Annotated in this window: 9 protein-coding genes; 4 read left to right on the forward strand and 5 right to left on the reverse strand. The window is 66.4% G+C overall.

Annotated elements, in window-relative coordinates; genetic code table 11:
* Window positions 1-2: 2 nt before the first annotated feature.
* The 3 genes from CBY09_RS04565 to CBY09_RS04575 all read right to left on the reverse strand — a co-directional run bounded on the left by CBY09_RS04565 (window position 3) and on the right by CBY09_RS04575 (window position 3,708).
* On the reverse strand, window positions 3-1,490 hold the full coding sequence (locus tag CBY09_RS04565; protein ID WP_094286841.1) for a nucleobase:cation symporter-2 family protein: 1,488 nt from the start codon (window positions 1,488-1,490) through the stop codon (window positions 3-5).
* A 203-nt stretch (window positions 1,491-1,693) separates the two neighbouring features.
* Window positions 1,694-2,380 (reverse strand): GntR family transcriptional regulator, encoded by a 687-nt coding sequence (locus CBY09_RS04570; protein WP_094286843.1) that lies wholly within the window; start codon window positions 2,378-2,380, stop codon window positions 1,694-1,696.
* A complete protein-coding gene (locus CBY09_RS04575) occupies window positions 2,377-3,708 on the reverse strand; it encodes a C4-dicarboxylate transporter DctA (RefSeq protein ID WP_094286845.1) in 1,332 nt (443 codons plus the stop codon). The genes CBY09_RS04570 and CBY09_RS04575 overlap by 4 nt, the downstream gene beginning before the upstream one ends.
* Window positions 3,709-3,924: 216 nt before the next feature.
* On the opposite strand from CBY09_RS04575, the gene CBY09_RS04580 reads away from it, so the two are divergent.
* Entirely contained in the window at window positions 3,925-5,265 is a 1,341-nt protein-coding gene (locus CBY09_RS04580; RefSeq protein WP_094286847.1) for a glycerate kinase type-2 family protein, read from the forward strand.
* 105 nt (window positions 5,266-5,370) lie between these two features.
* Here the strand turns inward: CBY09_RS04580 and CBY09_RS04585 are convergent, their stop codons facing one another.
* A complete protein-coding gene (locus tag CBY09_RS04585) occupies window positions 5,371-6,288 on the reverse strand; it encodes a LysR family transcriptional regulator (protein ID WP_094286849.1) in 918 nt (305 codons plus the stop codon).
* Window positions 6,289-6,454: 166 nt separating this feature from the next.
* On the opposite strand from CBY09_RS04585, the gene gcl reads away from it, so the two are divergent.
* Genes gcl through glxR form a run of 3 tightly spaced genes read left to right on the forward strand, consistent with a single transcriptional unit; the run spans window position 6,455 to window position 10,031 of the window.
* Window positions 6,455-8,245, forward strand: coding sequence for a glyoxylate carboligase (gcl, locus tag CBY09_RS04590; RefSeq protein WP_094286851.1), 1,791 nt, complete (start codon window positions 6,455-6,457; stop codon window positions 8,243-8,245).
* 41 nt (window positions 8,246-8,286) lie between these two features.
* Entirely contained in the window at window positions 8,287-9,066 is a 780-nt protein-coding gene (hyi, locus tag CBY09_RS04595; protein WP_094286853.1) for a hydroxypyruvate isomerase, read from the forward strand.
* 50 nt (window positions 9,067-9,116) lie between these two features.
* Window positions 9,117-10,031 (forward strand): 2-hydroxy-3-oxopropionate reductase, encoded by a 915-nt coding sequence (gene glxR / locus CBY09_RS04600; RefSeq protein WP_094286867.1) that lies wholly within the window; start codon window positions 9,117-9,119, stop codon window positions 10,029-10,031.
* Window positions 10,032-10,141: 110 nt separating this feature from the next.
* Here glxR and ggt read toward each other — a convergent pair whose 3' ends face one another.
* Window positions 10,142-11,920, reverse strand: coding sequence for a gamma-glutamyltransferase (gene ggt, locus CBY09_RS04605; protein WP_094286869.1), 1,779 nt, complete (start codon window positions 11,918-11,920; stop codon window positions 10,142-10,144).
* Window positions 11,921-12,039 lie beyond the last annotated feature (119 nt).

A 12,039-nucleotide genomic window follows, 5' to 3' on the forward strand; every position in this document is an offset into this window, starting at 1 on the left:
CGCTAGTGGGCGTCGGCCTGGCGTGCGGCGTTCACAGCGGCGGAGGTGTCGCGGCTGGCGCCATTGAAGAAAACGTTCAGGGCCACGGCCGTGATCGAGGCCAGCAGGATACCGGATTCGATAAGGGGATGGATCGCATGCGGCATCCACTGGCGGAAATTGGGGGCGATCAGCGGGATCATGCCCACGCCGATGGACACGGCCACGATCATCGCGTTGAAGCGGTTGTGCTTGAAGTCCACCCCGCCCAGGATGCGGATGCCGGTGGCGGCCACCATGCCGAACATCACCAGGCCTGCGCCGCCCAGCACCATGGTGGGCAGCGATTCGACCAGCGCCGCCATCTTGGGCAGCACCCCGAGCACGATCAGGATCACGCCACCGGTCACGCACACGAAGCGGCTCTTGACGCCCGTGACGGCCACCAGGCCCACGTTCTGCGAAAAGCTGGTGTATGGGAATGTGTTGAAGATGCCGCCCAGCAGCGTGCCCAGGCCGTCGGTGCGCAGGCCGCGTGTGAGGTCGGCCTGCTCGATCTTGCGGTCGGTCATCTCGCCCAGGGCCAGGAACATGCCGGTGGATTCGATCATCACCACGATCATCACCAGCGTCATGGTCAGGATCAGGATGGGGTCGAACACCGGGCCCGCGATCTCGAACGGCAGCACCAGGTCAAACCACTGGGCCTTGGCCACTTTCTCGAACGACATCAGGCCCATGGCCACCGCAATCACGGCGCCAATCACGATGCCCAGCAGCACCGAGATGTTGGCGATGAAGCCCTTGGCAAACTTGGCGATCAGCAGGATGGACACCAGCACCACGGCCGAGATGCCCACGCCCGTGAGGTCGGCGTATTTGGGATTGGGCACCGTGGGCACCACCGCAAAGCCCTTGGGCACGGGCGGCAGCGATGAGCCGGGTGCACCGGCGGCGGACTGCATCTCGCTGAGCCATTTCAGATGTTCGGGGTTCACCACGCTGGGTGCGGTTGGCCCCACCGGGTTGCCAAAGATCCAGTTGATGCCCACGCGCATCAGGCTGATGCCGATGACCGCAATGATGGTGCCGGTGACCACCGGCGGGAAGAACCGCAGCATGCGGCTGACCAGGGGCGCGATGAGGATGGAGATCACCCCAGCGCCAATCACCGAGCCAAAGATCAGCCCGGCCCCGGCCGTGCCCCCTGTGCTCTGCGCCATGGACACCATGGGCGCCACCGAAGCAAATGTCACGCCCATCATCACCGGCAGGCGGATGCCGAACCACTGCGAGGCGCCCAGCGCCTGGATCAGCGTGACCAGGCCGCAGACGAACAGGTCGGCCGAGATCAGCTTGGCCACCTGGTCGGGCGTGAGGTTGAGCGCGCGGCCGACGATGAGCGGCACGGCCACCGCGCCGGCATACATCACCAGCACATGCTGCAGGCCCAGCGCCGTGAGGCGCCCCAGGGGCAGGTGTTCGTCCACGGGATGCACGGGTGGGGTCATGGGAATTCCTTTTGTACGGGGCCTGAGGGATGGGCGGCAATCTGTGTGCAATGCGGTGCACAGCAGTCCATACAAAAATCGTATACAAAATATGCGAAACGCCTTATCCCGGTAAACCCTAGGTGCAGCAGCAGCGCCCTCCAGCGCGCCGGGCGGTGGAGGGGGAGATCAGGGGCGCTGGGGCCGACTCTGTGCCTGGGGGGTCAGGTGGAACCGCGCGGCGCCGCCAAAGGGGCCAGCGATTCGCGCAGGCGGTCGCGCACCAGCGGCTGGCCGGGGTTGAGTGCGGCTTCCACATGGCCGATGTGGGCCAGCAGGCGCTCGCGAGCCAGGGCCGCGTTGCCTGCCTCCAGCGCCTCGACGATGGACTCGTGCTCCGCGCACGACTGACTGGCTTCGTGGCGCGACTGGTAAAGCGATGCCGCCAGCGTGGTGCGCGCAGTGAGGTCGCGCAGGATGTCGCTCAGGCTGCGGTGGCCCATGGCCTCGGCCAGGCACACGTGGAAGTCGGCCAGCAGGAAGGCGCGCGTGGCGGCATCAGCACCTTCGATGGCGCGCTGCTCGTCGGCAATGTGGGCGCGCAGCCGGGGGATGACCGCCTGCAACGGGCGCCCGGCATCGGCCAGGATGCCCGACTCGATGATGCGCCGGGCCGAGAATGCATCGCGCGCATCGTCCACCGAGGGCTCCACCACATACCAGCCCCGGCGCGGGCGCACCTCGACAAAACCACGGGCCTGCAGCTGCATCAGCGCCTCGCGCACCAGGGTGCGGCTCACGCCGAAGAGGTCGGCCAGTTCCTGCTCGCCCAACCGCTCGCCGGGTGAGAGCTTTTGCGCAAGGATGGATTCCACCACCTGCTGGGCGATCTGGGTCTGGTTGGTGCTCATGCGGCCGATTGTGGCGCGGGTTGTGGCTGCGCAGGCGATGGCTGCAGCGGGGGCTGCAAGGGGGGCAGGCTCTGCCCGTCCAGCACTGCATGGGCGCGGTCGCGGTCGATGTCGCCTTCCCATGCGGCAATGGCCACGGTGGCCACGCAGTTGCCAATCAGGTTGCCCAATGCGCGGGCAATGCCCATGAACCAGTCCACCGACAGCACCAGCACCAGCCCGATGGCGGGGATGGCCGGAATGGCGTGCAGCGTGGCGGCCAGCACCACGATGGCCGAGCCCGGCACGCCGTGCGCGCCCTTGGAGGTGACCAGCGAGATCGCCAGGATGGTGAGCAGGTCGGTCATGGTGATGGGCGTGTTGGTGGCCTGGGCGATGAACACGGCCGCCAGCGTGATGTAGATCGAGAACGCGTCCAGGTTGAACGAGTAGCCCGTGGGGATCACCAGGCCCACGGTCGAATCGCGGATGCCCATGTGCTTGAGCTTGGCCATGATCTGGGGCAGCACGCTGTCCGACGACGTGGTGGCGAACACCACGGCCAGCTCCTCGCGCAGGTAGCGCAGCAGCTTGAACAGGCTGAAGCCCGAGAACCGCATGATCAGGCCCAGCACCACCACCACGAAGATGACCACCGCCGCATAGAACAGCACCACCAGCATGCCCAGCTGCTTGAGCGAGCCGATGCCGTACTTGCCCACCGTGAACGCGATCGCACCCAGCACGCCCAGCGGCGCCAGCTTAATGATCAGGCCCATGGTCTTGAACAGCACATGCGACAGGTCTTCGATGAGGCCCGTGACCCGCGCCCCGCGCTCGCCCATCAGCGCCAGTGCGCAGCCGAACACGATGGAGAACAGCAGCACCTGCAGCACATCACCGTTGGCAAACGCACTCACGGCCGTGGTGGGGATGAGCTTGAGCAAAAAGTCGCTGAAGCCGCCACCGGTGAGCTTGCTGGCGTTTTCGGCATAGGCGCCCATGGCCTTGGGGTCCAGCGCCTTGGGGTCCACGTTCATGCCCACGCCAGGCTCGAACCAGAACGCCAGCACCAGGCCCAGCACCAGCGCGATGGTGGTGACCACCTCGAAGTAGATCAGCGACTTGACCCCTACACGCCCCACACGCTGCAAGTCACCCGTGCCCGCAATGCCATGCACCACCACGCAGAACACGATGAGCGGGATCAGCATCTTGATGAGCTTGATGAAACCGTCGCCCAGCGGCTTGAGCTGCACGGCCGTGTCAGGCCAGAGCAGCCCGATGGCCACGCCGGCAATCAAGGCCAGGATCACCCGGCCGAAGAGGGAGTTGAAGAAGCGGAGCATGGGAACCCTTTGCTGAGAAAAAGGATGGAGGTGCGCTGCAATCAATCTTGCATACAAGAACTGTAGACAACTGTTGAGGGCCAGAACATGGGGTTATCCCGTGCTGTGCACCGCTCTGGCGTGTTGCCATCCCCTGCCTGGGTTGAAGTAGTTTTGACTTTGGCGCACTGCTGTGCGGGTGACCATGGCCCCACAATCGCCCGCGGAGACCATCCCATGAACATCACCGACGCCGTGCCCGACCCTGTTCGCCAGAGCGGGGATTTCCTCGAATACCTCTACCGCGTGGCCGTGCGGCGCGCACTGCCGCTGCACAACACGGCGGCCTTCTTGCCTGCCCCGCCTAGCCCCGAAAGCGGCGGCCGCACCCTGGTGTTGGGCGCAGGCAAGGCCGGTGGCGCCATGGCCCAGGCCGTGGAGGCGCTGTGGCCGGCCGATGCGCCGCTGTCGGGCCTGGTCGTCACGCGCTACCACCACACGCCGCCCCGGCCCGAGGGGCTGCACCAGCGCATCGAGGTGGTCGAGGCCGCGCACCCGGTGCCCGATGCGGCGGGGCTGGCGGCCGCAGAGCGCATCCTGGCGCTCACCGAGGGCCTCACCGAGAACGACCTCGTGCTGTGCCTGATCTCGGGCGGGGGCTCGGCCCTGCTCACGCTCCCGGCAGACGGGCTCACGCTCGAAGACAAGCAGCGCATCAACAAGGCTCTGCTGGAGAGCGGCGCTGCCATCGACGAAATGAACTGCGTGCGCAAGCACCTCTCGCGCATCAAGGGCGGGCGGCTGGCTGCGGCCTGTGCCCCTGCGCGCGTGGTCACGCTCACCATCAGTGACGTGCCGGGCGACGACCCCTCGGTGATCGCCAGTGGCCCCACCGTGTCCGATGCCACCACCTGCGCCGAAGCACTGGCCATCCTGGCGCGCTATGGCATCGACGTGCCCCCCGCAGTGCGCGCTGCACTGGAGGCAGGCACGCTGGAAACTCCCAAACCCGGCGACGCGGTGTTTGCGAACCATGTGGTGCACATGACGGCCACACCCCAGCAGTCGCTGCAGGCCGCCGCCGAGGCCGCTCGTGCGGCCGGTGTGGCGGCGTACATCCTCTCCGACGAGATCGAAGGCGAGTCGCGCGAGGTGGGCAAGGTGCACGCCGCGCTGGCACGGGCCGTGGCGCGGCATGGCCAGCCGTTTGCGCGGCCCTGCGTGATCCTCTCGGGCGGCGAGACCACCGTCACCATCCGCCCGCGCGCACCCGGCGCAGCCAAGGGCCGGGGCGGCCGGGCGGGGGAGTTCTGCATGGGGCTCGCGCAGGCGCTGCAAGGCCAGGCGGGCGTGTGGGCGCTGGCGGCCGATACCGACGGCATCGACGGCGTGGAAGACAACGCCGGTGCCCGCGTGGCACCCGACACCCTGGCGCGTGCTGCGGCGCAGGGCCTGTCCATCGCGGACCACCTGGACCGCAACGATGCCTATGGCTACTTCGATGCGCTGGGCGACCTGGTCATCACCGGACCCACACACACCAACGTCAATGACTTTCGTGCACTATTGATTTTGTAGCTGTAAATCCATAGTGGATAAGCGGTGACGCCTGTTTTTATTGGGATTCTTCTTCTGTAGCACCAGGCGCGCCGCTGGCGCGGACCGCGCCCGGTAGTGCCTGGCTCAGGGCGATGGCCGCTTCTCCTCCCACCAGTCTTTGGCAAACCGCCCCTGCAGAAACGCGACGAACGCTTGCACCTTCTGCGGCACCAGGCGGGGCGAGGGGTACACGGCGTGGATCTCCTGCTCGGGCAGGCGGCAGGTCTTGAGCACCTCCACCACGCGCCCGGCCGCCAGCGAATCCACCGCCACATAGTGCGGCAGTGCCGCAATGCCCATGTGCGCGCGCGCCGCCGCCAGCAGCGCAGAGAGGTTGTTGGACCGCAGCCTCCCCGTGACGGGCACCGACACCGCCTCGCCGCTCGCATTGCGCAGCCGCCACAGGTCGTTGCCCTGCACGCTGCTGTAGATCAGCGCTGAATGGTCCTTCAGGTCCGACGGCCTGCGCGGTGTGCCGTGGCGGCGCAGGTAGGTGGGCGAGGCCACCAGCACCCAAGGGTTCATGCCCAGCGTGCGCGCGCCCAGCGCCGAGTCGGCCAGCTTGCCCAGGCGGATCGCCACGTCGATGCCGTTGGCCACCAGGTCGGTGTAGCGGTCCTCAAAGCTCAGGTCCAGCTGCACCTGCGGGTTCTGCGCCATGAACTCCAGCGCCAGCGGCACCACCACACGCCGCCCGAAGGCCACCGAGCTGCCCACCCGCAGCTGCCCGTGCACCTGCGTCTGGCGCACGCGCACCACGCTCTCGGCCTCGGCCACGTCGGTCACGATGGCCTTGCACTTTTCGTAGTACAGCGCGCCGGGCTCGGTCAGGCTCACGCCGCGCGTGTTGCGGTTGAGCAGCCGTACCTTCAGGCGTGCCTCCATCGCTGCCACCTGCTTGGTCACCGTGGGCTGCGTGGTGGCGAACTCCTGCGCCACCTTGGTGAAGCTGCCGGTCTCCACCACACGCACAAACATCTCCATGGCATCGAGCCGGTCCATCGTGGTTGCCTCCTGTGTTGTGCATGGTGGCGCGGGCGTGCGCCGTGGCTTATTCCTGTGTGGAATAAATTTTATGGTCTGCCGCCGCCTTCCGCCGCAGAGGGTGCTTGCCTAGAGTTGCCCCATCCAACCGATTCAACCGACCACAAACCGAAGGAGATGTGCAATGGCAAGAATGAAGGCCATCGAGGCCGCCGTGAAGGTGATGGAGAAAGAGGGCGTGAGCGTCGCGTTCGGCGTGCCCGGCGCGGCCATCAACCCGCTGTATGCGGCGCTCAAGGCGCATGGCGGCATCGGCCACATCCTGGCCCGCCATGTGGAGGGCGCCAGCCACATGGCCGAGGGCTACACGCGTGCTGTGGCTGGCAACATCGGTGTGTGCATCGGCACCAGCGGCCCCGCAGGCACCGACATGATCACTGGCCTGTACTCGGCCAGTGCGGACTCCATTCCCATTCTGTGCATCACCGGCCAGGCGCCGCGCGCCCGCCTGCACAAGGAAGACTTCCAGGCCGTGGACATTGCCAGCATCGCCAAGAGCGTGACCAAGTGGGCCACCACCGTGCTGGAGCCCGCTCAGGTGCCGCAGGCGTTCCAGCAGGCGTTTCACCTCATGCGCTCTGGCCGGCCCGGGCCGGTGCTCATCGACCTGCCCATCGACGTGCAGCTGGCCGAGATCGAGTTTGACCCCGACACCTATGAACCGCTGGTGCCCTACAAGCCCGCCGCCACGCGTGCGCAGATCGAGAAGGCACTGAGCATGCTCAATGCCGCCGAGCGACCGCTCATCGTGGCGGGGGGCGGCATCATCAACGCCGATGCGTCGGACCTGCTGGTGCAGTTTGCCGAGGTGCTGGGCGTGCCGGTGATCCCCACACTCATGGGCTGGGGCAGCATCCCCGACGACCATCCGCTCATGGTCGGCATGTGTGGCCTGCAGACCAGCCAGCGCTATGGAAATGCCACCCTGCTGGCCAGCGACTTCGTGCTGGGCATCGGCAACCGCTGGGCCAACCGGCACACGGGTTCGGTCGATGTCTACACCAAGGGCCGCAAGTTCGTGCACGTGGACATCGAACCCACGCAGATCGGCCGCGTGTTTGCGCCCGACTTCGGCATCGTCTCCGACGCGGGCGCTGCGCTCAAGCTCTTTGTGGAGGTGGCGCGTGAATGGAAGGCCGTGGGCCAGCTGCGCGACCGCAGCGCCTGGGCGGCCGAGTGCCAGGGCCGCAAGAACAGCGTGGACTATCTGCGCAAGACCCACTTCGACAGCGTGCCCATGAAGCCACAGCGTGTGTACCAGTGCATGAACCGCGCGCTGGGTAAGGACGTGTGCTACGTCTCTACCATCGGCCTGTCGCAGATCGCGGGCGCGCAGTTTCTGCATGTGTACCAGCCGCGCCACTGGATCAACTGCGGCCAGGCCGGCCCGCTGGGCTGGACGGTGCCTGCCGCCCTGGGCGTGCGCGTGGCCGACCCGGCGCGCAAGATCGTGGCGCTGTCGGGCGACTACGACTTCCAGTTCATGATCGAAGAGCTGGCCGTGGGCGCGCAGTTCAAGCTGCCCTACATCCACGTGCTGGTCAACAACAGCTACCTGGGCCTGATCCGCCAGGCGCAGCGTAGCTTCAGCATCGACTACTGCGTGCAGCTCGCGTTCGACAACGTGAACATGGCCGAAGGCGAGGTGGCGCGTGGCTACGGCGTGGACCACGTGAAGGTGGTCGAGGGCCTGGGCTGCAAGGCCATCCGCGTGCACCGCCCCGAGGAGTTCGCGCCCGCCCTCGCCCAGGCCGAGGCCTGGATGGCCGAGCACCGCACCCCCGTGGTCATCGAGGTGATCCTGGAGCGCGTGACGAACATCGCCATGGGCACCGAGATCGACAACATCGTCGAGTTTGAGGAACTGGCAATGCAGCCCTACGACGCACCCACTGCCTTGGCCCTGCTGGACTGAGGCGAGCCGCATTTTCCCCCTCGTGTTACCGGAGACTTTTCATGCCCCGTTTTGCTGCCAACCTCAGCATGCTGTTTACCGAGGTTCCCTTTCTCGACCGCTTTGAGCGCGCCGCGCGCACCGGCTTCGAGGCTGTGGAGTTCCTCTTTCCCTACGACTTTGCGGCGGAGGACATCTGCGCGCGCATTGACAAACACCAGCTGCAGATCGTGCTGCACAACCTGCCCGCAGGCGACTGGGCCGCTGGCGAGCGCGGCATTGCCTGCGACCCGGCGCGCGTTGTGGAGTTTCGCGCCGGTGTGGCCCAGGCCATCACCTATGCCCAGGCGCTGGGCGTGCCGCAGCTCAACTGCCTGGCGGGCAAGGCACCGGCAGGGGTGGATGCTGCGGTGCTGCGCAGCACCCTGGTCGAGAACCTGCGCTTCGCGGCCACGGAGTTGAGGGCGGCCGGGCTGCGCCTGCTGATTGAGCCCATCAACCCCTTCGATATCCCGGGCTTCTACCTGACCCGCACGGATCAGGCGCTGGACATCCTGGACGAAGTGGATGCCAGCAACGCCTTTGTGCAATACGACATTTATCACGCGCAGCGCACCGAAGGCGAAATCGCGGCCACGCTGCAAAAGCACCTGGAACGCATCGGCCACGTGCAGCTGGCCGACAACCCCGGCCGCAACGAGCCGGGTACGGGCGAGATCAACTACCGCTACTTGTTCGCGCACCTGGACCGCATCGGATACGACGGCTGGGTGGGTTGCGAGTACCGGCCTGCACGCACCACGGAAATCGGCCTGGGGTGGCGCACGGCGCTCACCGCATGAGCCACCACCCACGAATCGACGAATCACCACCACACAAGGAGAACAAGAACATGACCGACACCCCCCTCAAACTCGGTTTCATCGGCCTGGGCATCATGGGCGCACCCATGTGCGGCCACCTCATCGCCGCAGGCCACCAGCTGTATGTGCACACCCGGGGCCGCGTGGCGCCGCAGATTGCCGAGAGCAGCGCCACGCAGTGCACCACGGCGCGTGGCGTGGCCGAGCGGGCCGACATCGTCTTTCTGATGCTGCCCGACACGCCCGATGTGGAGAAGGTGCTGTTCGGCGCCGATGGCGTGGCGCAAGGCTTGAAAGGCAGCGTGGGCAAGGTGGTGGTAGACATGAGCTCCATCTCGCCCGTGGCCACCAAGGACTTCGCGCGCCGCATCGAGGCCGCTGGCGCGCAGTACCTGGATGCCCCCGTTTCGGGCGGCGAACTGGGCGCGAAGAACGCCACGCTGTCCATCATGGTTGGTGGCCCCGAGGCGGTGTTCGAGCGCATCAGGCCCTTGTTCGAACGCCTGGGCAAGAACATCACCCTGGTGGGCGGCAACGGCGACGGCCAGACCGCCAAGGTGGCCAACCAGATCATCGTGGCGCTGAACATCGAGGCCGTGGCCGAGGCGCTGCTGTTTGCCGCCCGCGCGGGCGCCGATCCGGCCCGTGTGCGCCAGGCACTGCTGGGCGGTTTCGCATCGTCCAAGATTTTGGAGGTACATGCCGAGCGCATGATCAAGCGCACGTTCGAGCCGGGCTTTCGCATCGGTCTGCACCAAAAGGACCTGAACCTTGCGCTGTCGAGTGCACGGGCGCTGGGCGTGCCGCTGCCCAATACGGCGATGGCGCAGGAGCTGTTCAATGCCTGCGTGGCCCATGGCGGGCAGGGCTGGGACCACTCGGCGATGGTGCGGGCGCTGGAGAAGATGGCGAATTTTGAGATGGGGCAGGCATCGCCAGCCTGACGCAGACGGGCATGAAAAATCCCGCTGGCCTTTCGGCGAGCGGGATTTTTGGTTTGAATGGCCGCTACCGCTCGTTCATCAAGCAGTAGTAGCTATCAACTTAATAGCAATCAATACCCCAGCGTCTTCCCATCCGGGTTGCGCGGGTCTGAGTAGCCATACAGCGCGCCGCCCCGGATCTGGATGGTCTGCGTGCGGCCCATCGAGGGCTTCACGGCGATGTTGTGGCCGCGCTGCTTGAGCAGGGCCAGGGTGTCGGGCGAGAGACCCTTTTCCACGCGCAGCTCGTCCGGCGTCCATTGGTGGTGCACACGCGGTGCTGCTGCGGCTTCCGCAGGGTTCATGCCGAAGTCGATGGTGTTGACAACCGTCTGCAGCACCGTGGTGATGATGCGCGCGCCGCCGGGGCTGCCGGTGACCAGCGTGGGCTTGCCGTCTTTCAGCACCAGGGTGGGTGTCATGGACGACAGGGGGCGCTTCTTGGCGGCCACGGCGTTGGCGTCGCCGCCGACCAGGCCGTAGGCGTTGGCCACGCCGGGCTTGGCCGAGAAGTCGTCCATCTCGTTGTTGAGCAGGATGCCCGTGCCTTTGGCCACGATGCCGCTGCCGAAGTTGGTGTTCAGCGTGTATGTCACAGCCACGGCGTTGCCCGCCTTGTCCACCACCGAGTAATGGGTGGTCTGGTCGCTTTCATACGGTTGGGGCTGGCCGGGCTTGATCTCCTTGGCAGGGCGTGCGCGGTTGGCGTCGATGCCCTTGGCCAGAGATTCGGCATAGCGCTTGGAGGTCAGACCCTTGAGCGGAATCTTCACGAAGTCCGGGTCGCCCAAGTATTCGGAGCGGTCGGCGTAGGCCAGCTTGCTGCTCTCGGCCATGTAGTGGATGGTCTGTGCGCTGTTGGGGCCCCATTGGGCCAGCGGCAGGGGCTCCAGCATGTTCAGGATCTGCACCAGGTGCGGGCCGCCGGAAGAGGGTGGCGGCATGGTCACGATCTCGTAGCCGCGGTAGGTGCCACGCGTGGGCACACGCTCGGCCACCTTGTATTCACGCAGGTCCTGCAGGCTGATGGCGCCCGCGTGGGGGGCCATCTCGGCGGCGATCTTCTGGGCGATTTCGCCTTCGTAGAACGCCTTGGCGCCCTGCTGGGCGATCAGGCGCATGGACTGGGCCAGGTCTTTCTGCACCAGCGGGTCGCCCACCTTCAAGGGCTCGCCGTTCTTCCAGAAGATGGCCTGGGTGGCAGGCCACTTGCCCATGTTTTTCTTCTCTTGTTGCAGGATCTTGGCGAGTGTCTCGCTCACCGGGAATCCCTTGTCCGCCAACTCGATGGCGGGGGCAATCACGCGCGACAGGGGCAGGGTGCCCCAGGTCTTGAGCGCATGCTCCATGCCGGCCACGGTGCCAGGTACGCCCACGGCGTAGTGGGTGTAGAGCGACTTGCCGTCCACCACATTGCCTTTGGCGTCCAGGTACATGTCGCGCGTGGCCTTCGATGGAGCCACTTCGCGGAAGTCGAGCGCCACGCTCTTGCCGCTCTTGGCATCGTGCACCACCATGAACCCGCCACCACCCAGGTTGCCCGCATTGGGCAGGGCCACGGCCAGCGCAAAGCCGATGCCCACGGCTGCATCCACCGCGTTGCCACCGGCCTTGAGGATGTCGAGGCCGATCTGCGAGGCCAACTCCTGCTCGGTGGCGACCATGCCATTGCGCGCCACTACGGGGTGGAACACGTCCATGCTGAAGTCGTAGGCTGCGCTGGCGGCCTGCGCGGCGGCCGTCTGCTGAACGGCGGGCGCGGCTGCCGTGGTGGGGGCGCTGCCGCAGGCCGTGAGGCTGGCCAGGGCCAGCGCCAGGCTGGAGGCCAGCAGCGTGTGTCGGATGTTCATGGAAGTAGCTCCTTGGTTTTTTGCTTGGAAGGAAAAGAAAGGGAATGCCGCCCCGCTGGGGGGCCGCAGCAAGTGTAGGGGGCGCTTGCCCCATTGCAGGCGGCAGTGCTGCCATTGCG

Source organism: Acidovorax kalamii (assembly GCF_002245625.1).
In the GTDB taxonomy this organism is placed as follows: Bacteria; Pseudomonadota; Gammaproteobacteria; order Burkholderiales; family Burkholderiaceae_C; genus Acidovorax; species Acidovorax kalamii.

Excerpts from the sequence above, each read along its gene's own strand:
- CBY09_RS04565 (WP_094286841.1), bottom strand. The coding sequence starts at position 1,490 with ATGACCCCACCCGTGCATCCCGTGGACGAACACCTGCCCCTGGGGCGC.
- CBY09_RS04570 (WP_094286843.1), bottom strand. The coding sequence starts at position 2,380 with ATGAGCACCAACCAGACCCAGATCGCCCAGCAGGTGGTGGAATCCATC.
- CBY09_RS04575 (WP_094286845.1), bottom strand. The coding sequence starts at position 3,708 with ATGCTCCGCTTCTTCAACTCCCTCTTCGGCCGGGTGATCCTGGCCTTG.
- CBY09_RS04580 (WP_094286847.1), top strand. The coding sequence starts at position 3,925 with ATGAACATCACCGACGCCGTGCCCGACCCTGTTCGCCAGAGCGGGGAT.
- CBY09_RS04585 (WP_094286849.1), bottom strand. The coding sequence starts at position 6,288 with ATGGACCGGCTCGATGCCATGGAGATGTTTGTGCGTGTGGTGGAGACC.
- gcl (WP_094286851.1), top strand. The coding sequence starts at position 6,455 with ATGGCAAGAATGAAGGCCATCGAGGCCGCCGTGAAGGTGATGGAGAAA.
- hyi (WP_094286853.1), top strand. The coding sequence starts at position 8,287 with ATGCCCCGTTTTGCTGCCAACCTCAGCATGCTGTTTACCGAGGTTCCC.
- glxR (WP_094286867.1), top strand. The coding sequence starts at position 9,117 with ATGACCGACACCCCCCTCAAACTCGGTTTCATCGGCCTGGGCATCATG.
- ggt (WP_094286869.1), bottom strand. The coding sequence starts at position 11,920 with ATGAACATCCGACACACGCTGCTGGCCTCCAGCCTGGCGCTGGCCCTG.